This window comes from Pseudomonas sp. B21-023, from assembly GCF_024749165.1.
In the GTDB taxonomy this organism is placed as follows: Bacteria; Pseudomonadota; Gammaproteobacteria; order Pseudomonadales; family Pseudomonadaceae; genus Aquipseudomonas.
In genome coordinates, this window is the sequence record NZ_CP087190.1 from 348,341 (window position 1) to 368,681 (window position 20,341).

The window sequence follows — 20,341 nt, forward strand, 5'->3', positions numbered from 1 at the left end:
ACACGCTACGCTGGCAGCAGGGTGGAAAATCGCACCCTGGCGACCAACACTTGCACGGAGGCGACCACCTTTGCCGCGGAGCACGCGATGCTGCAAACCATAGACTTCCTGTTGCTGCCAGGCTTCTCCGCCATGGGCTTCATCAGTGCCATCGAGCCGCTGCGCGTGGCCAATCGCTTCCGTGGCCCCCTGTACCGTTGGCGTGTGCTGAGCCTGGACGGTGGTGCGGTGCAGGCCAGCAATGGCATGTCGGTGAATGCCGACGGTGCGTTGGGGGAGGGTGAACACGGGCGACTGCTGCTGCTGGTGGCCGGTTTCGAGCCACTGGCGTGCTATGGGTTGAAGTTGCAGCACATGCTGCGTCGTCTCGACCACGAGGGCGTGGTGCTGGGCGGGATCGACACGGGCGCCATGGTACTGGCCGAGGCCGGCCTGCTCGATGGTCACCGGGCCACCCTGCATTGGGAAGCACTGGAGGCGTTCAAGGAACGTTATCCACGCCTGCAGGCGACCCAGGAGCTGTTCGAGATCGACCGCCGACGCATCACCTGTGCCGGCGGCACGGCTTCCATCGACCTGATGCTCGACCTGATCGCCCAGGCCCACGGCAGCGAACTGGCAGTGCAGGTGTCCGAGCAGTTCGTGCTCGGGCGCATCCGCCCGCGCCAGGATCACCAGCGCATGGAAATTGCCACGCGCTATGGGCTGCGCAACAAGAAGCTGGTGAAGGTGATCGGCGAGATGGAGCGCAATACCGAGCTGCCACTCAACACCCAGGTGCTGGCTGAAGGCGTGCAGGTGACCCGGAGGCAGCTGGAGAGGCTGTTTCGCCTGCACCTGGACGACACGTCCAGTGGCTTCTATCTGCGGCTGAGGCTGGACAAGGCACGGCAACTGCTGCGCCAGACCGACATGAGCGTACTGGAGGTGGGCGTCGCATGTGGCTTCGAATCGGCATCGTACTTCACCCGCTGTTATCGGGCACGGTTCGAGCGTTGTCCCAGGGAGGATCGGCGGCTGGCGGTGCCGTCATGATGCCTGGACCGGGTCGAGCCTCGGCAAGCCGGCTTCCACAGGTGCCGCGTAGCGCGAAACCTGTGGAAGCCTGTGAGGCTTAGCTGTTGGGCAGCAAGCGGCAGGTGATGCTCTTGATGTAGCGGGTCTCGGCGATGGCCGGGTGCACTGGGTGGTCCGGGCCCTGGCCGCCGCGCTCGAGCAGTTGCAGGTTGCGGTCCAGGTGGCGGGCGCTGGTCAGCAGGATGTTGTGCAGGTCGTCTTCGGGCAGGTGCATCGAGCACGAGGCGCTGACCAGGATGCCGTCCTTGGTCAGCATGCGCATGGCCTGTTCGTTGAGACGACGGTAGGCGGCCTCGCCGTTCTTCAGGTCTTTCTTGCGTTTGATGAAGGCGGGTGGGTCGGCGATGATCACGTCGAAGCGCTCTTCGGCGGCTTTCAGCTCGCGCAGGGCTTCAAACACGTCGCCTTCGATGCAGGTCAGTTTTTCGCCGATGCCATTGAGCGCGGCATTGCGCTCTACGCCGTCGAGGGCGAAGCCCGAGGCGTCCACGCAGAACACTTCGCTGGCGCCGAACGCGCCGGCCTGCACGCCCCAGCCACCGATGTAGCTGAACAGATCGAGCACGCGCTTGCCCTTGACGTAGGGGGCCAGGCGGGCGCGGTTCATGCGGTGGTCGTAGAACCAGCCGGTCTTCTGGCCTTCACGCACCGGGGCTTCGAACTTGACGCCGTTCTCTTCCAGCGCGACCCAGTCCGGCACTTCGCCGTAGACGGTCTCGACATAACGCTCCAGGCCTTCAGCATCGCGGGCGGCGGAGTCGTTCTTGAACAGGATGCCACTGGGTTTGAGCACCTGCACCAGCGCGGCGATCACCTCATCCTTGTGCGCTTCCATGGTGGCCGAGGCCAGCTGGACCACGAGGATGTCGAAGAAGCGGTCGACCACCAGGCCTGGGAGCAGGTCGGAGTCGCCATACACCAGGCGGTAGCACGGCTTGTCGAACAGGCGCTCACGCAGCGACAGGGCCACGTTCAGGCGGTGTACGAGCAGCGACTTGTCCAGCGGCAGCTTGGCATCGCGCGACAGCAGGCGGGCGCAGATCAGGTTGTTCGGGCTCATGGCCACAACCCCCAGCGGCTTGCCGTTGGCAGCTTCGAGAATGGCCTGCTGGCCGGCCTTCAGGCCTTGCAGCGGGGTCGCGGCAACATCGACTTCATTGCTGTAGACCCACAGGTGGCCGGCGCGCAGGCGGCGGTCGGCATTGGCTTTGAGGCGAAGGCTGGGCAGGGACATGACGTCGCTCCGGGAAAAAAGAGCGGGAGTATACCGTGTTGGCCCCAGATTCGCTGGTGGGTGCGACCAAGTGGTCTGCGCCAACGGCTAAAGAAATTCTGGGATCCAACGATCCACTGCTAGTTACCCTGCCGGCGTACAGGGTTAGAATCTCCCGTCCCCAGCGAGAATGCACGTATGTCCCAGGAACTCACCGCCGAACAGATCCAGCAAGCCCTGCAGGGCATCACCATCCCGCCACAGCCGCAGATCATGGTCGACCTGCAGTTCGAGCAGTACATGCCCGACCCGGACCTGGAGACCATCGCCAAGCTGATCGCGCAGGACCCGGGCCTGTCCGGCGCCCTGCTCAAGCTGGTCAATTCGGCGCAGTTCGGCCTGGCGAACAAGATCGGCTCGATCCAGCGCGCGGTAAACCTGCTGGGCAGCCGCTCGATCATCAACCTGATCAATGCCCAGTCGATCAAAGGCGAGATGAGCGACGAGACCATCGTCACCCTCAACCGTTTCTGGGACACCGCCCAGGACGTGGCCATGACCTGCCTCACCCTGGCCAAGCGCACCGGCATCCAGGCCGTGGACGAGGCCTACACCCTGGGCCTGTTCCACGATTGCGGCGTGCCGTTGATGCACAAGCGCTTCCCCAACTACATGGAGGTGCTGGAAGAGTCCTACGCCAAGGCCAATGACGAGATCCGCGTGGTGGACACCGAAAACCGCGTGTTCAACACCAACCATTCGGTAGTCGGCTACTTCACTGCCAAGTCCTGGCGCCTGCCGGAACACATCAGCGCGGCCATCGCCAACCACCACAACGCCCTGGCGGTGTTCCGCGACGAGTCTTCGCGCAATACCCAGACCCAACTGAAGAACCTGCTGGCGGTGCTGAAGATGTCCGAGCACATCTGTGCCTCCTACCGCGTGCTGGGCAACCAGGCCGTGGACCACGAGTGGGACGTGGTCGGCCCGCTGGTGCTGGACTACATCGGCCTGACCGAATACGACTTCGAGCAGCTCAAGCAGAACATCCGCGAACTGGGCGGGCACTGAGCCATGCCGGAACTGCCAGAGGTCGAGACCACGCGGCGCGGCATCGCGCCTCATTTGCAAGGCCAGCGGGTCAGCCGCGTGGTGGTGCGTGACCGGCGCCTGCGCTGGCCGATCCCGGAAGACCTGGACGTGCGCCTGTCGGGGCAGCGCATCGTCAGTGTCGAGCGCCGTGCCAAGTACCTGCTGATCAACGCCGAGGTCGGTACCCTGATCAGTCACCTGGGCATGTCGGGCAACCTGCGCCTGGTCGAGCTGGGTTTGCCGGCGGCAAGGCACGAACATGTGGACATCGAGCTCGAGTCGGGCCTGATGCTGCGCTACACCGACCCGCGCCGCTTCGGGGCGATGCTGTGGAGCCTCGATCCACTCAATCATGAGCTGCTGATCCGCCTGGGACCTGAGCCGCTGACCGACCTGTTCGACGGTGAGCGCCTGTTCCAGCTGTCCCGGGGGCGCTCGATGGCGGTCAAGCCGTTCATCATGGACAACGCGGTGGTGGTCGGCGTGGGCAACATCTACGCCACCGAGGCCTTGTTCGCCGCCGGGATCGACCCGCGCCGCGAAGCAGGCGGGATTTCACGGGCGCGCTATCTGAAGCTGGCGATCGAGATCAAGCGAGTATTGGCGGCGGCCATCGAACAGGGCGGGACCACCTTGCGGGACTTCATCGGTGGCGATGGCCAGCCGGGCTACTTCCAGCAGGAGCTGTTCGTGTATGGGCGTCGTGGGCAGCCGTGCAAACTGTGCGGGACCGAGCTGCGCGAAGTGAAGCTGGGCCAGCGGGCGAGCGTGTTCTGCCCGAAATGCCAGCGTTGAGTTCCGAGGCCGCGTTGCGGCCTATCGCCGGCAAGCCGGCTCCCACAAGTTGAAGGCATGCTTGGCCCCTGTGGGAGCCGGCTTGCCGGCGATAGGGCCGGTACAGGCGAGAGCGGATCAGTCGACGATCGCCGCCCGCCCCACGCCCCGCGGGTCGCTGGCCGCCTCCACAGTCCCGCCAGCCTTGTCCCAATAAAGCACCTGCTGATTGCCGTACTGACGCCCGACATCCTTCAACCGATACCCGCGCCCTTCAAGCTCGGCCTTCTGCCGCGCACTGAACGTGCCCGGCTCATGTTCCACCACATCCGGCAGGTACTGATGGTGATAGCGCGGTGTCGCCGGCCACTCGGCCACCGGCCGGCCCTCCAGGAACCCCAGCACCGACAGCAGCACCATGCTGGGTATGCGGCTGCCGCCCGGAGTGCCAAAGGTGGCGAACTGGCTGGGGCTTTCGATGAAGGTCGGGCTCATGCTCGACAGGGGACGCTTGCCCGCCGCCACCGCATTGGCCTGGCTGCCGGCCAGGCCATAGCTGTTGCTGCCGCCAGGGTCGGCGGCGAAATCGTCCATCTCGTTGTTCAGCACCACACCAGTCCCAGGCACGCTGAACGCCGCGCCAAATGGCAGGTTGACCGACAGCGTGGCGGACACGGCGTTGCCGTCACCATCGATCACCGCGAAATGAGTGGTGTGGTCGCCTTCTCGCCAGGCCGGTGAGGGCGGCAGCGCGGTGCTGGGGGTGGCCTGGTGCACATCGATACTGTCGGCCAGCCCAGTCAGGTACTGGCGCGCCAGTAGCCGGTTGATCGGGTTGCTCACATAGTCCGGGTCGCCGAGCAGGCCGCGGTCGCGGTAGGCGCGGCGCAGCACTTCGATCACATAGTGGCTGCGTTGCACGGGCTCGGCGCTCTGCCAGGGCAGGCGCTGGAGCATGGCCAGGCTTTGTGCCAGGGCCACGCCGCCGGCCGAAGGCGGCGGGCTGCTGATCAGTTCACGCTGGTCGGCCAGTGGATAACGCAGCGGTTCACGCCACGCCGTACGGTATCCGGCGAGGTCGTCGAGGGTCCAGATACCGCCGCCCTGGCGCACGCCTTCGACCAGGCGGCGGGCCATCGGGCCACGGTAGAAACCGTCGCGGCCCTGCTCGGCCATGGCTTGCAGGGTGGCGGCCAGTTCGGGTTGGCGGATCAGCGTGCCCAGGGCTGGCACGTCGTGGTCACTGAGGAACAGCCGTGCGCTTTCGGCATCGTCGCGCAGGGCGCTCAGGCGCATGGTGGCGCGATCGCGATAGATACGGTCGACGGCGAAGCCCTGGTTGGCCAGGCGGATGGCCGGGGCCAGGCTGTCCTTGAGCGGTAGCTTGCCATGGGTGCTGGCGAGGTCGGCCAGGGCCTGGGGCAGGCCGGGGATCGCGGCGGCCAGCGGCCCGTTGATCGACAGGCCGGGCTGCACCTTGCCGTCCTTGAGGTACATGTCCGCCCTGGCCGCGGCCGGGGCGCGTTCGCGCGCATCGAGGAAGGTATACCGGGGCGTGACGCCGCTCTCGCGCAGGAGGAAGAAACCACCGCCACCCAGGCCCGAGCCATAGGGCTCGACCACGGCCAGCGTGGCGCTGATGGCCACGGCGGCGTCGAAGGCGTTGCCGCCTTGTTGCAGGATCTGTCGCGCCGCCGAGGTCGCCTCGCTGTGCGGGCTGGCGATGGCTGAACGCCCGGGGCCTTGCGCCTGGGCGGCGCAGGCCAGCAGGGCCAGGCAGGCGCCGAGGGCTGCGCGCTGTAACGCCGCGACGAACGGCATCAGGCCTTGCCGGTGATCCGGCGGTACTTGGCCATCAGCTCGTCTTCGGTTTCCGGGTGGGCTTCATCCAGGGGGATGCAGTCTACCGGGCAAACCTGCTGGCACTGTGGCTCGTCGTAGTGGCCCACGCACTGGGTGCACAGGTTCGGGTCGATCACGTAGATCTCTTCGCCTTGCGAGATGGCGGCGTTCGGGCACTCGGGTTCGCAGACGTCGCAGTTGATGCAATCGTCGGTGATGATCAGGGACATGGGGACTCCGGCCAGGGCATCGGGCCCGGGCATGTTTCAAAGCGATGGGCGCAATTGTGCCGGATTCGCGCCCGCAGTGCACGCGGGCGCGACGTCGTGACCGCGAGGGTTACTTGCGGAAGCGCTCGGTCAGCGCGTCGGCCACGGCCGGGTGCACAAATTTGCTGATATCACCGCCCAACGCGGCGATTTCCCGAACCAACGTCGAGGAAATGAACGAATAGCGCTCCGACGGCGTGAGGAACAGGCTCTCGACGTCCGGCGCGAGCTGGCGGTTCATGTTGGCCAACTGGAACTCGTATTCGAAGTCGGACACGGCACGCAGGCCGCGCAGGAATACGTTGGCGCCTTTTTCCTTGGCGAAATGCGCCAGCAGGGAGGAGAAGCCGATGACTTCGACATTGGGCAGGTGCTTGGTGACCTCGCGGGCCAGTTCGACCCGCTGTTCCAGGGGGAACAGCGGGTTTTTCTTCGGGCTGGCCGCCACGGCGATGATCACATGGTCGAACAGGCGCGAGGCGCGCTCGACCAGGTCTCCATGGCCTTTGGTAATGGGGTCGAAAGTACCCGGGTACAACACTCGGTTCATCGCGTCATCCTGGCTGGAGTGCGTTGGGGAGTCGGATGGTAGCGCAGCGATTGCGCCCGGCCAAGTCGTGAGGCCGGCTGATGGCACTATAGACAGCGTGGCTATTGGCTGTCATGCGCCACGTGCCAGGCGGCCGATCAGCGCATCGCTGAGCAGGGCCGTCAGGGCGTACACCGACAGCTGCGGGTTGGCGCCAATGCTGGTGGGGAACAGCGAACCGTCGTGGATCGACAGGTTTTCCAGCTGGTGATGCCGGCCCAGGCTGTCGCACACGGCCTGGCGCGGATCCTCGCCCAGGGCGCAGCCGCCCATGACGTGGGCGCTGCCCAGGCGCATGCGCAGCAGTTCCAGGGGCAGGCCGTCGATCAGCGCCTGGGCTTGTGCCGGGTCGCTGACATAGCGAGCATCGCCATGCACCGGCATCACATGGCGGGCACCGGCGGCGAACTGGATCTGCGCCATGCTGTGCCAGGCCCGGCGCAGGCCGTCGCGCAGATAGTCGGTGACGGGGTAGTCCAGCACAGGCGAGCCATCGCCGCGCAGCTCTACCTGGCCGCCGGGGCTGTCGGGGTGGAAGCCGTCGCGCAACAGCGCCAGCATCACATGGGTGTGGGGCAGTTCGGCCATGCGCTGGGCATTGTCCTGGCCATGGCCGCCGAGCAGGGTGCTGGCCAGGGCCGGGTGCAACGGTGGTACTTCGAGTTTGTAGCCCACCGGGCCGGTGACACCGTCCTGCCACTGGAACTGGTCGCTGTAGATCGATTGCGGCGCCCCGTAGTACGGGTCGATCTTCGCTTCGAACTGTGCTGCGCTGAAGTTGACCAGGTGCAGGAAGGTGCGCTTGCCCAGCCGCTGGTGCGGGTCAGGCGCGTCTGAGCGCAGCAGCAGTGCCGGGCTGTTGATACCGCCGCCGGCAAGTACATAGTGGCGGGCGCGTACGCGAACCTGGCGGCCTGTGGGCTGGATACCCCGAGCGTCCAGGGCCTGGCATTGCAAGTGGTCGATGCGCTGGCCGTCATGATTGAACCGCTCGGCACGGGCCAGGTAGAGCAGCTCGCCGCCGTGCTCCAGGGTAGCCGGGATGCTGGTGACCAGCATCGACTGCTTGGCGTTGACCGGGCAGCCCATGCCGCAGTAACCCAGGTTCCAGCAGCCGCGCACGTTGCGCGGAATCACCGCCCAGCGGTGACCAAGCGCCTCGCAGCCGCGACGCAACACGTCGTTGTTGGCATTGGGCGGCATCGCCCAGGGGCTGATGCCCAGATGCTGCTCCATGCGCTCGAACCACGGCTTCAGGGTGTCGTTGTCCAGGCCCTTGACCCCATGCTCGCGAGCCCAGTGTTCCAGGGTCTGTGGCGGTGTGCGAAAGCTCGATGTCCAATTGACCAGGGTAGTGCCGCCCACCGCCCGGCCCTGCAGAATGGTAATGGCGCCGTCTTTGCTCAGACGGCCCAGGCCCTCCTGGTAGAGGTCGGCGTAGGCTTCGTGCTCGAGCAGGTGGAAGTCGCTGCTGGTCTTCAGCGGCCCTTCCTCGATCAGCAGCACCTTCAAGCCAGCGGCGCTGAGCCCTTCGGCGGTGGTGGCGCCGCCTGCGCCGCTGCCGATGACGGCGACGTCGGCAGTGAGGGTCAGGTCCTGTTCCAGGCGTGAGCCATCGTGGGTGATCCAGCCTCTTTCGAGGCCTAGGCGGAATGGGTCGGGGGCGGGCATTTGGCGGTGCTCTTGTCTGGTGTTCAGATCTTTGGTGGGCCGGGGTAGCCGCACGCCGCCCAGGCTTCGGGGCGTTCGTACCAGGCCATCAGCAGCAGTTGCAGCAACGAGGCGTGACCCTGGCGCAGCAGGTTCAACGAGCTGTCGCGCCAGCGTTCGAGGAAACGTTCAACCTCGGCACCGGTGGCATCGGCCCAGCCGCCCCAGACCCCGGTCAGTGGTCCGCGAGTGAGGGACAGGGTGAGCACGTCGAACAATTGCCGTGTCAGCTTGAGCATGGCGGGCGACAGCGCCGCCAGCTTGTGGTCGAGGCTTTGCAGCACAGACGCCGTGGACGCCTGGGTACCGGCCAGCACGACGGGAATCAGTGCCTGCAACAGCGGCAGGTCGTCGTCGCGCAGCACCTGGTAACCAGCCGACGGCCTCTGCTGGCTACAGCCGATCAGGCTGGTCGCCCCCAGAAACAGGCTGGCGCCCAGGCCAAAGCGCAGCAGGTCGCGGCGCTGCATCAGCGGATGAACAGCTTGTAGACCAGCCGTTGCAAGGCCTTGCCATAAGGCGGGTAGATCACCTTGGCGGCATTGATGCGTTGCTTGGCCAACACGGCCTTGGCCTTGCTGAAGGTCAGGAAACCTTCGTGACCGTGGTAGTGGCCCATACCGGACGGGCCGATGCCGCCAAATGGCAGGTCATCCTGGGCCACATGCAGCAGGGTGTCGTTGAGGCAGACACCGCCGGAGTGGGTGTCGCGCAGTACCCGGGCCTGCTCGCCACGGTCATAGCCGAAGTAGTAGAGCGCCAGGGGGCGAGGTCGCTGGTTGATGTAGGCCAGGGCGTCGCCCAGGCGCTCGTAGGGCACCACGGGTAGCAGGGGGCCGAATATCTCGTCCTGCGTCACCTGCATGCTGTCGTTTACGTCCAGCAGCAGGTGAGGGGGCAGCCGGCGACCCTGGCGCGGCTCGTCGGGATAGAGGTCGATCACCTGGGCTCCCTGCTCGCGGGCATCGTCCAGCAACCGGTTCAGGCGGCCAAGCTGGCGCTCGTTGATGATCGCGCTGTAGTCGGGGTTGCCGGTCAGGCGCGGATAGAGGCGGCGCACAGCGCGCTGGTAGGCGTCGGCGAAGGCGCCCAGGCGCTCGCGGGGCACCAGCACGTAATCGGGGGCGACGCAGGTCTGGCCGGCGTTGAGGGTCTTGCCGAAGGCGATGCGTTCGGCGGCGGTGTCCAACGGCACGTCGGCCGATACGATAGCCGGCGACTTGCCGCCCAGCTCAAGGGTCACTGGCGTGAGGTTTTGCGCGGCGGCCAGCATCACATGGCGGCCGACGCTGGTGGCGCCGGTGAACAGCAGGTGGTCGAAGGGCAGGCGGGCAAAAGCCTGGCCGACTTCCACCTCGCCCAGCACCACGCTCACCAGATCATTGGGGAACACGCGCTCGAGCAGGTTCTTGAGGGCCTGGCCACTGGCCGGGGTCGACTCGCTGAGCTTGAGCATCACCCGGTTGCCGGCGGCCAGGGCGCCGGTCAGTGGGCCGATGGCGAGAAACAGCGGGTAGTTCCACGGCACGATGATCCCCACCACGCCCAGTGGCTGGTATTGCACCCGGGCGCTGGCGGGGTGGAAGGCCAGGCCGACCTTGCGCCGCGATGGACGCATCCAGCGGCCCAGCTGTTTCTCCGCGTCGCGCAGGCCCATGACCGACGGCATCAGTTCGGCGAGCAGGGTTTCGTCACGGCTGCGGCCACTGAAGTCGGCATCGATAGCTGTAATCAGGTGCTCCTGGTCCGCCAGCAGCGCCTCGCGCAGGCTTTTCAACCACTGCCGGCGTTGCGTGGCCGGGGGCATCGGGTTGCCGGAGAACGCCTGTCGTTGAGCGTCGAACGTCGCTTGCAGGTCGAGGTCGGATTGTACGGGGGGAAGTACGGCAGGCGAGGTCATGGCGGCTCCGGGGCTGACGAGTGAGTAGAGCATATACTCTAATTGGTACCATCGTGCACCTTTTTCACTTGATCGGCGGTGCACCCGACGGGCTGGAAGCCGTAAGATGGGCCCGATCCTTACACGCTGGAGACTGGAGCTGAGCATGGCCCCGCGCATGAAGACCCGAGAGCGCATCGTGCAGAGCAGCCTGGAGCTGTTCAACCAGCAGGGCGAGCGTTGCGTCAGCACCAACCACATTGCCGCGCACATGGAAATCTCGCCCGGCAACCTGTACTACCACTTCCCCAACAAGCAGGCGATCATCGCCGTGCTGTTCAATCAGTACGAAGCGCTGGTCGACAGCTTCCTGCGCCCGCCCCAGGGCCGCACCGCCACCGTCGAAGACAAGCGCTTCTACCTCAAGGCGCTGCTGGCGGCGATGTGGAACTACCGCTTCCTGCACCGCGACCTCGAGCACCTGCTCGACAGCGACCCGGAACTGGCGGCCCGCTATCGGCGCTTCTCGCAGCGCTGTCTGCAGCAGGGGCAGGCCATTTACCGCGGCTTTGTCGAGGCCGGCATCCTGAACATGGATGCCGCGCAGGTGGAGTCGCTGACCATCAACGCCTGGATCGTGCTGACTTCCTGGGTGCGTTTTCTCAGCACCACCCGCGAGCATTCCGCGCACCTGGGTGAAGAAGCGTTCAAGCGCGGCGTCTATCAGGTGGTGGTGCTGGAGCTGGGGTATGTCACCCCGACCGCGCGTGCCGCGGTACAGGCGCTGTGCGCTGAGTTCCATGTCCCGTTCAACCAGGCCCTGGAGCATTGATCCGGGGTTTCGAGCCATTCATCAGGAGATTGTCATGCCCCTCGCGCAATTGATCACCCCGCAACAGCTGGCCGAACGCCTGGGCGCGCCCGGCCTGGTGATCCTCGACTGCCGCTTTGCCTTGGAAGATGTCGACTACGGCCAACGCAGCTACGCCGAAGGGCATATTGCCGGGGCGCACTTCGCCGACCTCGAACGCGACCTGAGCGGGCCGGTGCTCAAGGGCAGCACAGGCCGCCACCCGCTGCCCGACCCACAGCGGCTGGTGGAGCGCCTTCGCGAGTGGGGTGTGGACAACGACAGCCAGGTGGTGCTCTACGACGACGGCCCCGGCGCCTTTGCCGCCCGTGCCTGGTGGCTGCTGGCCTGGCTGGGCAAGCGCGACGCGGTGTTCATCCTCGATGGCGGCCTGAAGGCCTGGCACGCCGCCCACCTGCCGCTGAGCCTCGACCCGCCGGTACGGCGCGAAGGCAATTTCAGCGGTGGGCCGGACATGGCGCTGCTGGTCGATGCCGCCCACCTGGCCAAGCGCCTGGACGACCCCGCGATGACCTTGATCGACGCGCGCGGCCTGCCGCGCTTCCGTGGCGAGGTCGAGCCGATCGACCCGGTGGCCGGGCATATCCCTGGCGCCCGATGCGCGGCATTCACCGACAACCTTGGCGCGGACGGGCGGTTCCTGCCGGCCGCCCAGCTGAAACAGCGTTTTGCCGAAAAACTGGGCGATCGGGCGCCGGAGGACCTGGTGGCTTATTGCGGCTCTGGCGTGACGGCTTGCCACAACCTGTTTGCCCTGTCGCTGGCGGGTTATCCGCTGGGGCGGTTGTATGCCGGGTCGTGGAGTGAGTGGATCAATGATCCGAGGCGCGGCGTAGCCACTGGCGATTGAGTCCTGATGTGGGATCGGCGCACCGCCGCGCCCACAAAGCCTTCCTTCACCTGATGATCCTGGATGGGGCCTATCGCCCTTCCATCAGCCACTGCGGAATCCGCCGTTCCAGGTAGTACTCCGGATTGCGCAGGCTGCCCTCGACGAACCCCACATGCCCACCCCGGCTGTGCAGTTCGAACTGCGTCTGTGCCGCCAGCTCACCGGCATTGGGCAGACTGTGACCAAACACGAACGGATCATCGTTGGCGTGGATGATCAGCGTCGGTGTGCGGTTCTCGCCCAGGTAGTAGCGGCTGGAGGCGCGCCGGTAGTAGTCATGGGCATCGCTGAAGCCATTGAGGGGCGCGGTCACCTTGCCATCGAAGTCCCAGAACGTGCGCAGGTTGCGCAGCGAGCCCAGGCGTTCGAGGGTGGCCAGCCCTTCATGGTGGCCCTTGTCGCGGAAGTGCTGTTGCTTGTCCTGCACGTAGGCCAGCATCTGGCGCATGAAATGCGCCTGGTAGACCTTCGAGAAACCCAGGCCGATACGGTCGGCGCACTGGTCCAGGCGAAACGGCACCGACACCGCTACCGCTGCCTCCAGCTGGCTGGCCGCGCCGCTTTCACCCAGGTACTTGAGCAGCACATTGCCGCCCAGCGAATAGCCCACGGCATACAGCGGCGCCAGCGGCCGCTGCGCCCGCAGGTGACGGATGGTTTCGGCCAGGTCTTCGCTGGCCCCGGAATGGTAGCTGCGCGCCAATAGGTTGGGTTCGCCCGAGCAGCCGCGCCAGTTCACCGCGACACTGGCCCAGCTGCGTGCCTGCAGGGCCAGTTGCAGGCCTTTGACATATGGTGAATTGGACGACCCGGTCAGGCCGTGAAGTACCAGCACCAAGGGCGCATCGGCCTGGTGCGGGCCGTGCCAGTCGAGGTCGAGAAAATCGCCGTCCGCCAGCCATAGACGCTCGCGATTGCGCGGCAGGTCCGGGAGCTTGCGCCAGAGTGGCCCCCACAATGTCTGCAAGTGGGGGTTGGACAGGCCGGCGGCCGGGCGGAAGGTGGCGGTGTGGCTGGGCATGCTGGGCGGCTCGTGATGTGCCTGCCTAGAGTGCCATGAAACACCGCCCTCGCGCCTGTGCTATTGGTCGCCAGCCGCGCGCCGCCATAGGGCGTAATGCACCTGGCCGGTCTTCTTCTCGCGGTGCAGGCGCCAGTTGCCTGGCATTGGCAGCGAAGAGGGCACGGCTTCGCTTTCGGTGTAGATCCACGCCTGCTCGCGCAGCCACTGGCCCTGCTCCAGCAGGTTGCAGGTATTGGCCAGCAAGTCCTGGTGGAACGGCGGGTCGAGGAACACCACATCGAATTGCTGCTTGGCCGGGCCTTGCAGGTAGCGCAGGGCGTCGGTCTGCAGGATCTGCCCGCGCGGGCAGCGCAACACTTCGAGGTTGTCCTTGAGGTTGGTGGTGGCCGCAGGGTTGCTGTCCAGCGCCACGGCATCCTTCGCGCCACGGGACAGCGCTTCGAGCACCAGGGCGCCGCTGCCGGTGAAGGCATCGAGCACCAGGGCGCCCTCGATGTAGGGCGCCAGCCAGTTGAACAGGGTTTCGCGCACGCGGTCTGGGGTCGGCCGCAGGCCTTCGCCTTCCGGCACGGCCAGGCGACGGCTGCGCCACTCGCCGGCGATGATGCGCAACTGGCCGGGGCCCTTGCTGGCGCCCGAGGCCGGGCGCGCGGGAGTGTTGGGTCTTGCCATTAGTGCTCCGGTACGCCGAGCGGCTGCTCGGCGGGTTTGTCAGTGGGGGCCGGCAGCGGTTGCTGCGCCACCTTCGGGCCGACGGTGACGATCACCAGCTTGTCCGCCGCGAGATGCTTGTTCATGGCGGCCTTGACCTGCTCGACGCTCAGTGCCTGGGACTGCTGCATGAAGTCCTCCAGCCAGCTCAGCGGCAGGTTGTAGAAGCCGATCGCGCCCAGCTGCCCGACAATGCTGGCGTTGCTGGCATTGGACAGCGGGAAGCTGCCGGCCAGCTCGCGCTTGGCATCGTCCAGTTCCTGCTGGGTCGGGCCGCTCTTCAGGTAGTCGGCCAGGATATCCTGGACCAGCTTGAGCGTGGCCTCGCTGAGTTCGGCGCGGGTCTGCAGGTTGATCATGAACGGGCCGCGCACCTGCATCGGGCTGAAGACCGAGTACACGCCGTATGTCAGGCCGCGTTTCTCGCGAACCTCGCTCATCAGGCGGGTGCCGAAGGCGCCACCGCCGAGGATCTGGTTGCCCAGCGACAGGGCCGGCCAGTCCGGGTCGTTGCGGTCGATGCCCAGCTCGGCCAGCATCAGGTGAGTCTGCTTGGACGGGAAGTCGATATGCGTAATCCCCGGCTTGGGCTCGACCGGTTGCTCCGGCTTGGCCAGTGCCGCGCCCTTGGGCAGGCCGGCGGAGACCTGCGCGGCGATGGCCTCGGCCTCGCCGCGGCTGAGGTCGCCAACCAGGGCGATCACCGCGTTGCCGGCGGCGTAGGCCTTGCCGTGGAAAGTGCGCAGCTGGGCCAGGGTGATGCCCGGGATGGACTCGGCGGTACCGTCGCTGGGGCTGGCATAGGGGTGCTGGCCATAGAGATTGGCGAACAGCGTCTTGCCGGCAATCTTGCCCGGGTTCTGCTTCTCGTACTCGAAGCCCGCCAGCAACTGGTTCTTGATGCGCTTGAGGGCGTCCTCGGGGAAGGTCGGCTGGCCCACCACCTCGGTGAACAGTTTCAACGCCGGCTCGCGTTTTTCCGTGGCGCTGAGGCTGCGCAGCGAGGCCACGGCCATGTCGCGGTAGGAACCGTTGCCGAAATCGGCGCCCAGGTCTTCGAAGCCTTCGGCAATGGCGGTGACGTCCTTGCCGGCCACGCCCTCGTTGAGCATGGCGTTGGTCAGAGTGGCCAGGCCTGGGGTGCCGCCGTCCTGGCTGCTGCCGGCGGCGAAGGTCACGCGCAGGTCGAACATCGGCAACTCGCGGGCCTCGACGAACAGCACCCGGGCGCCTTCGGCAGTGGTCCAGTGCTGGATGTTCAACTGGCGTCGGCTGGGGGCCTTGCCGTCCAGTTCGGCCAGCGATTGCAGGGTGTTGGCCGGGCGGGCCGCGGCGTCGGCCTGGCTTTGGCTGTCGGACTGGGCAGGGCGCGCCAGCAGCGCGGCGATGGCCACCACCAGCACGATGATCGCCAGGCCGAACAGGGTGTAACGGGGTGCGCTGCGATCACTCATGAGCGGACTCCTCGGGCAGTACATGGGCAACGCTCAGGCGTTCGCGGGTGAAATAGGTGCGGGCGGCGACCTGGATGTCCTCCGGGGTCACGCGCTTGAGGTCGTCGAGTTCGCTGTCGATCAGCTTCCAGGACAGGCCGACCGTTTCCAGTTGCCCGATGGTGGTGGCCTGGCTGCTGATCGAGTCGCGGTCGTAGACCAGGCCGGCGATCACCTGGGCGCGTACGCGCTCGAGCTCTTCGGCGGTCGGTGGCGTGGTCTTGAGCTCGTCGAGCAACTGCCAGATGCCTTTCTCTACTTCGGCCAGGGTCTTGTGTTTCTGCACGTTGGGCGTGGCCGAGATCATGAACAGGCTGTCGCCGCGGGTGAAGGCGTTGTAGCTGGAGGAGGCACCGGCCACCAATTCCTGGCCGCGCTCCAGGCGTGCCGGCATGCGGGCGCTATAGCCGCCGTCGAGCAGGGCCGAGATCAGCCGCAGGGCGTTGACGCTGCGCGGGTCCTTGGCGGTGGCCAGGGCCGGGACATTGAAGCCGTAGATCAGGCTGGGCAATTGCGTGCGCAGGTGCAGGGTGAGCAGGCGCCGGCCCGGCTCGGCCAGTTCCAGCGGCAGTTTGCTCGGCGGCACGGCGCGTTTGGGGATGGGGCCGAAGTACTTCTGCGCCAAGGCCCTGACCTCGTCCGGCTTGACGTCGCCGACCACCACCAGGGTGGCGTTGTTCGGGGCGTACCAGGACTCGTACCAGTGACGCAGTTCCTCGACCTTCATGCGCTCGAGGTCGGCCATCCAGCCGATGGTCGGCGTGTGGTAGCCGCTGGCCGGGTAGGCCATGGCGCGGAACAGCTCGAAGGCCTTGGCGTTGGGCTGGTCGTCGGTGCGCAGGCGGCGCTCTTCCTTGATCACCTCGATCTCGCGGCTGAATTCGTCGGCTGGCAGGCGCAGGCTGGCCAAGCGGTCGGCTTCGAGCTCCAGGGCCACCGGCAGGCGATCGCGGGCCAGCACCTGGTAGTAAGCGGTGTAGTCGTCGCTGGTGAAGGCGTTTTCCTCGGCGCCGAGATCGCGCAGGATGCGCGAGGCCTCGCCGGGGCCGATCTTGGCGCTGCCCTTGAACATCATGTGTTCCAGGGCATGGGACAGGCCGGTCTGGCCCGGTGTCTCGTAGCTGGAACCGACCTTGTACCAGATCTGCGAAACCACCACCGGCGCCCGGTGGTCCTCGCGCACGACCACTTTCAGGCCGTTGTCGAGGATGAATTCGTGGGTGGGTTGCACATCGGCGGCGAAAGCCGCCAGCGGCAGGCACAGCGTGCCGAGCAACAGGCCAGCGGCGCGGCGGGCTAGAGCATTCATACGGTGTTCAACCTGTTCGGCGGCCCGCTTGGGTTTAGCGTCGGCGGGCCAGGAGGTGCTAGGATACTGATCCGGTTGCCTGGCGACCATGCCTGTCGCCGTTCTGGCCTGCAGGCCCTTACGACAAAACGTTGCGCATGAACCCGCTGGCTTCACAGTAGTCTGTTCTGCGTGAGTTAAGAATTCCCGATGCGCCGCTGCTGGCCCATCGCTACCCTGAGATAGCCGTCTTCCATGTTTGGTTCCAACGACGACAAAAAAGCGCCGGCCGCGGCTGGCGAGAAGAAAGGCCTGTTCAGCTGGTTCCGCAAGAAGCCGGAACAACCTGCCGCCGAACAGCCGCAAGCCCCTGCACCGCAAGCGCCCGTCGAGCAGACCGCACCGGTTGCCGAGCCGTCGCAGGCACCTGTTCCTGAACCGGTGGTTGCCACGCCGCAGCTGGAGCCCGTGCCAGAGCCGGTGGTTGTAGCGCCGCAGCCGGAGCCTGTGCCAGAGCCGGTGGTTGTAGCTCCGCAGTCGGAGCCCGTGCCAGAGCCGGTGGTTGTAGCGCCGCAGCCGGAGCCCGTGCCAGAGCCGGTGGTTGCTGCACCGCAGCCGGAGCTCGCTCCAGAGCCGGTGGTTGCAACGCTGCAACCGGTCGAGGCCGAAGTAACTGCGGCCCCGGTCAGCAACCTGGTCTTGCCTGTCGCTGAAGAGCCGGTGGCATTGGTCGAGGACCTGGAACCCAAGGCGCCGCCCGTCATCCCTGCCCGGCCGTCCGTCGAAACGGTAGCCGCTGCCATTGTCGCTCCAGCACCGGTTGTCGAAACCGCGCCGGTCGTTGTGCCGGCTCCAGTCGACCCTGAGCCTGTCGTCGTGGCGGCCGCCGAGCCGGCCAAACCTGGTTTCTTCGCCCGCCTCAAGCAGGGCCTGTCGAAGACCAGCGCCAGCATCGGCGAAGGCATGGCCAGCCTGTTCCTCGGCAAGAAGGTCATCGACGACGACCTGCTCGATGAAATCGAGACCCGGTTGCTGACCGCCGACGTCGGCGTCGAGGCCACCTCGACCATCGTCCAGAACCTGACCCAGAAAGTTGCCCGCAAGCAGTTGGCAGACGCCGATGCGCTGTACAAGTCGCTGCAGGAAGAACTGGCCGCGCTGCTGCGCCCGGTCGAGCAGCCGCTGAAGATCGAGGCGCAGAAAAAGCCCTACGTGATCCTTGTGGTTGGCGTGAACGGGGCTGGCAAGACCACCACCATCGGCAAGCTGGCGAAGAAGCTGCAGCTTGAGGGCAAGAAAGTCATGCTCGCGGCCGGCGACACCTTCCGCGCCGCCGCGGTAGAGCAGTTGCAGGTGTGGGGCGAGCGTAACCAGATCCCGGTGATTGCCCAGCACACCGGTGCCGACTCGGCTTCGGTGATCTTCGATGCGGTGCAGGCCGCCAAGGCCCGGAACGTCGATGTGCTGATCGCCGATACCGCTGGTCGTCTGCACACCAAGGACAACCTGATGGAAGAGCTGAAGAAGGTCCGTCGGGTCATGGGCAAGCTTGATGTCGAGGCGCCGCACGAGGTGCTGCTGGTGCTCGATGCCGGAACCGGACAGAACGCTATCAGCCAGGCCAAGTATTTCAACCAGAGCGTCGAGCTGACGGGCCTGGCCCTGACCAAGCTGGATGGTACCGCCAAGGGCGGCGTGATCTTCGCCCTGGCCAAGCAGTTCAACATCCCGATCCGCTTCATCGGTGTGGGCGAGGGTATCGACGACCTGCGCACCTTCGAAGCCGAACCTTTCGTCAAGGCGCTGTTCGCCGAGCGTGAACCTTCATGATCCGATTCGAACAGGTAGCCAAGCGCTATCCCAACGGCCATGTCGGCCTGCACGAACTGAGCTTCCGGGCGCGTCGTGGCGAGTTCCTGTTCGTCACCGGTCATTCTGGCGCCGGCAAGAGCACCCTGCTGCGGCTGCTGCTGGCCATGGAGCGTCCGACCAGCGGCAAGCTGCTGCTGGCCGGACAGGACCTGGGCCAGATCAGCAACGCGCAGATTCCGTTCCTGCGCCGGCAGATCGGCGTGGTGTTCCAGAACCACCAGTTGCTGTTTGACCGCACGGTGTTCAACAACATCGCCCTGCCGTTGCAGATTCTCGGGCTGTCCAAGGCCGAGATCGCCAAACGCGTCGACTCGGCGCTGGAGCGTGTGTCGCTGAGCGACAAGGGCGAACTGTTCCCGGCCGACCTGTCCACCGGCCAGCAACAGCGGGTCGGCATTGCCCGGGCCATCGTGCATCAGCCGGCCCTGCTGCTGGCGGATGAACCCACCGGTAACCTCGACCCGCGCCTGGCCGCCGAGATCATGGGCGTGTTCGAGGACATCAACCGCCTGGGCACCACGGTACTGATCGCCAGTCACGACCTGGCGCTGATCGCGCGCATGCGCCACCGCATGCTGACGCTGCAACGCGGCCGCTTGATCGGCGATGGGGAGGCCGGGCAATGAGCACCACACGTACACCGAAGGTTTCCGAACGCGTCGCGCCGAAAGCCGCCGATCCGCAGCCGTCGAAGAAGAAACGTGGCGATCACGATGACGATGGCCCGGACTTCCGCAGCCTCCTGCACGCCTGGCTGGAAAGCCACCGTGCCAGTTTGGCCGACAGCTTGCGCCGCCTGGGCAAGCAGCCGATCGGCAGTTTCTTCACCTGCCTGGTGATGGCCGTGGCGCTGAGCATGCCCATGGGCCTGTCGTTGTTGCTCAAGAATGTCGAGAAACTCGGCGGCTCCTGGCAGCGCGCGGCGCAGATCTCGCTGTACCTCAAGCTCGATGCCAGCAGCCGCGACGGGGAGGCCCTGCGTGACGAGATCAAAGGCATGCCGGGCGTCGCCGAGGCCCAATACGTCAGCCGCGAGCAGGCCCTGGAAGAGTTCCAGCAACAGTCAGGCCTGGGCGAGGCGTTGCGTGAACTGCCGGACAACCCACTGCCCGGCGTGGTGGTGGTGACCCCGACCGAGGTCGACAAGCCGGCCCTGGAAGCCTTGCGTCAGCGCCTCTCCGAGCTGCCGCGAGTGGAAGCGGCGCAATTGGACCTGGTGTGGGTCGAGCGCCTGGCGGCGATCCTCAAGTTGGGTGACCGGTTCGTCTTCGGTCTGGCGGTGATGCTGATTTCTGCGCTGCTGTTAGTAATCGGTAACACAATTCGTCTACATATCGAAAACCGTCGGGTCGAGATCGAAGTGATCAAGCTCGTCGGTGGCACCGACAGCTACGTACGCCGGCCTTTCCTATACATGGGCGCCCTGTATGGGCTGGGTGCGGGCGTGCTGGCCTGGGGCATCCTGGCGTTTGGCCTGAACTGGCTGAACGACGCGGTGGTCGGGCTTTCCGGCCTGTATGGCAGTGATTTCGCCCTGGGTGGCGTACCGGCCTCGGATGGCTTTTCACTCTTGATCGGGGCGGTACTGTTGGGGTATATCGGTGCATGGATCGCAGTCGCTCGTCACCTGAACGAGCTTGCACCGCGATAAATGTTTCATGGCCAGTATTGACAAATTTTTCATTCTGGAACTTGTACAACGGTTCCTTGTCTATGCTGGCAGTGCCCAAAAGGCATGAGTCTGT

The 20,341-nt window shown here is 65.9% G+C and carries 19 protein-coding genes; 8 read left to right on the forward strand and 11 right to left on the reverse strand.

Annotation, left to right across the window (positions count from 1 at the left end; translation table 11 throughout):
• The first annotated feature begins 87 nt into the window (after nt 1-87).
• A complete protein-coding gene (locus LOY42_RS01675) occupies nt 88-1,035 on the forward strand; it encodes a GlxA family transcriptional regulator (protein ID WP_258599716.1) in 948 nt (315 codons plus the stop codon).
• 79 nt (nt 1,036-1,114) lie between these two features.
• Here the strand turns inward: LOY42_RS01675 and LOY42_RS01680 are convergent, their stop codons facing one another.
• A complete protein-coding gene (locus tag LOY42_RS01680) occupies nt 1,115-2,311 on the reverse strand; it encodes a class I SAM-dependent rRNA methyltransferase (RefSeq protein WP_046853814.1) in 1,197 nt (398 codons plus the stop codon).
• A gap of 231 nt (nt 2,312-2,542) precedes the next feature.
• Between LOY42_RS01680 and LOY42_RS01685 the strand changes: the two genes are divergently transcribed.
• Together LOY42_RS01685 and mutM are read left to right on the forward strand one after the other, a co-directional pair.
• Complete coding sequence (locus LOY42_RS01685; protein ID WP_173862409.1) at nt 2,543-3,361, forward strand: HDOD domain-containing protein; 819 nt, start codon at nt 2,543-2,545, stop codon at nt 3,359-3,361.
• A gap of 3 nt (nt 3,362-3,364) precedes the next feature.
• Nucleotides 3,365-4,177: a bifunctional DNA-formamidopyrimidine glycosylase/DNA-(apurinic or apyrimidinic site) lyase gene (gene mutM / locus LOY42_RS01690; protein WP_023631621.1), complete on the forward strand. Its 813-nt coding sequence runs from the start codon at nt 3,365-3,367 to the stop codon at nt 4,175-4,177.
• Between the two features lie 117 nt (nt 4,178-4,294).
• Here the strand turns inward: mutM and ggt are convergent, their stop codons facing one another.
• The 6 genes from ggt to LOY42_RS01720 form a co-directional block, all read right to left on the reverse strand.
• The gene (gene ggt / locus LOY42_RS01695) at nt 4,295-5,977 is read right to left on the reverse strand and encodes a gamma-glutamyltransferase (RefSeq protein ID WP_177486068.1); all 1,683 of its coding nucleotides are present in this window, start codon (nt 5,975-5,977) and stop codon (nt 4,295-4,297) included.
• On the reverse strand, nt 5,977-6,228 hold the full coding sequence (locus tag LOY42_RS01700) for a YfhL family 4Fe-4S dicluster ferredoxin (protein WP_011531711.1): 252 nt from the start codon (nt 6,226-6,228) through the stop codon (nt 5,977-5,979). Before LOY42_RS01700 ends, ggt begins: the two co-directional genes overlap by 1 nt.
• A 109-nt stretch (nt 6,229-6,337) precedes the next feature.
• Nucleotides 6,338-6,817 carry a pantetheine-phosphate adenylyltransferase gene (coaD, locus tag LOY42_RS01705; RefSeq protein WP_023631729.1) on the reverse strand — a complete coding sequence of 160 codons (480 nt, stop codon included), beginning with the start codon at nt 6,815-6,817 and terminating at the stop codon, nt 6,338-6,340.
• A 111-nt stretch (nt 6,818-6,928) separates the two neighbouring features.
• Nucleotides 6,929-8,527 carry a GMC family oxidoreductase gene (locus tag LOY42_RS01710; RefSeq protein ID WP_139674217.1) on the reverse strand — a complete coding sequence of 533 codons (1,599 nt, stop codon included), beginning with the start codon at nt 8,525-8,527 and terminating at the stop codon, nt 6,929-6,931.
• A gap of 23 nt (nt 8,528-8,550) precedes the next feature.
• On the reverse strand, nt 8,551-9,036 hold the full coding sequence (locus LOY42_RS01715; RefSeq protein WP_139674215.1) for a twin-arginine translocation pathway signal protein: 486 nt from the start codon (nt 9,034-9,036) through the stop codon (nt 8,551-8,553).
• Nucleotides 9,036-10,466, reverse strand: coding sequence for a coniferyl aldehyde dehydrogenase (locus LOY42_RS01720; RefSeq protein ID WP_258599717.1), 1,431 nt, complete (start codon nt 10,464-10,466; stop codon nt 9,036-9,038). The genes LOY42_RS01715 and LOY42_RS01720 overlap by 1 nt, the downstream gene beginning before the upstream one ends.
• 145 nt (nt 10,467-10,611) lie before the next feature.
• On the opposite strand from LOY42_RS01720, the gene LOY42_RS01725 reads away from it, so the two are divergent.
• Entirely contained in the window at nt 10,612-11,277 is a 666-nt protein-coding gene (locus LOY42_RS01725) for a TetR/AcrR family transcriptional regulator (RefSeq protein WP_102681794.1), read from the forward strand.
• Between the two features lie 34 nt (nt 11,278-11,311).
• The gene (locus tag LOY42_RS01730) at nt 11,312-12,166 is read left to right on the forward strand and encodes a sulfurtransferase (protein WP_258599718.1); all 855 of its coding nucleotides are present in this window, start codon (nt 11,312-11,314) and stop codon (nt 12,164-12,166) included.
• 70 nt (nt 12,167-12,236) lie between these two features.
• On the opposite strand, the gene LOY42_RS01735 is transcribed toward LOY42_RS01730, so the two are convergent.
• From LOY42_RS01735 to LOY42_RS01750, 4 genes are read right to left on the reverse strand one after another with little or no spacing between them, the layout of a single operon-like run.
• Nucleotides 12,237-13,229 carry a hydrolase gene (locus tag LOY42_RS01735; protein WP_139674209.1) on the reverse strand — a complete coding sequence of 331 codons (993 nt, stop codon included), beginning with the start codon at nt 13,227-13,229 and terminating at the stop codon, nt 12,237-12,239.
• A gap of 60 nt (nt 13,230-13,289) precedes the next feature.
• Entirely contained in the window at nt 13,290-13,904 is a 615-nt protein-coding gene (gene rsmD / locus LOY42_RS01740) for a 16S rRNA (guanine(966)-N(2))-methyltransferase RsmD (RefSeq protein ID WP_139674207.1), read from the reverse strand.
• Nucleotides 13,904-15,397, reverse strand: a complete 1,494-nt coding sequence (locus LOY42_RS01745) for a pitrilysin family protein (protein ID WP_139674206.1) — start codon at nt 15,395-15,397, stop codon at nt 13,904-13,906. Before LOY42_RS01745 ends, rsmD begins: the two co-directional genes overlap by 1 nt.
• On the reverse strand, nt 15,390-16,745 hold the full coding sequence (locus LOY42_RS01750; RefSeq protein ID WP_139674204.1) for a pitrilysin family protein: 1,356 nt from the start codon (nt 16,743-16,745) through the stop codon (nt 15,390-15,392). Before LOY42_RS01750 ends, LOY42_RS01745 begins: the two co-directional genes overlap by 8 nt.
• Before the next feature lie 234 nt (nt 16,746-16,979).
• Between LOY42_RS01750 and ftsY the strand changes: the two genes are divergently transcribed.
• The 3 genes from ftsY to ftsX are packed head-to-tail and all read left to right on the forward strand — an operon-like array spanning nt 16,980 to nt 20,247.
• Nucleotides 16,980-18,554, forward strand: a complete 1,575-nt coding sequence (ftsY, locus tag LOY42_RS01755) for a signal recognition particle-docking protein FtsY (protein WP_139674201.1) — start codon at nt 16,980-16,982, stop codon at nt 18,552-18,554.
• A complete protein-coding gene (gene ftsE / locus LOY42_RS01760) occupies nt 18,551-19,222 on the forward strand; it encodes a cell division ATP-binding protein FtsE (RefSeq protein WP_011531723.1) in 672 nt (223 codons plus the stop codon). Before ftsY ends, ftsE begins: the two co-directional genes overlap by 4 nt.
• A complete protein-coding gene (gene ftsX, locus LOY42_RS01765; protein ID WP_111532000.1) occupies nt 19,219-20,247 on the forward strand; it encodes a permease-like cell division protein FtsX in 1,029 nt (342 codons plus the stop codon). The genes ftsE and ftsX overlap by 4 nt, the downstream gene beginning before the upstream one ends.
• Nucleotides 20,248-20,341: the final 94 nt, after the last annotated feature.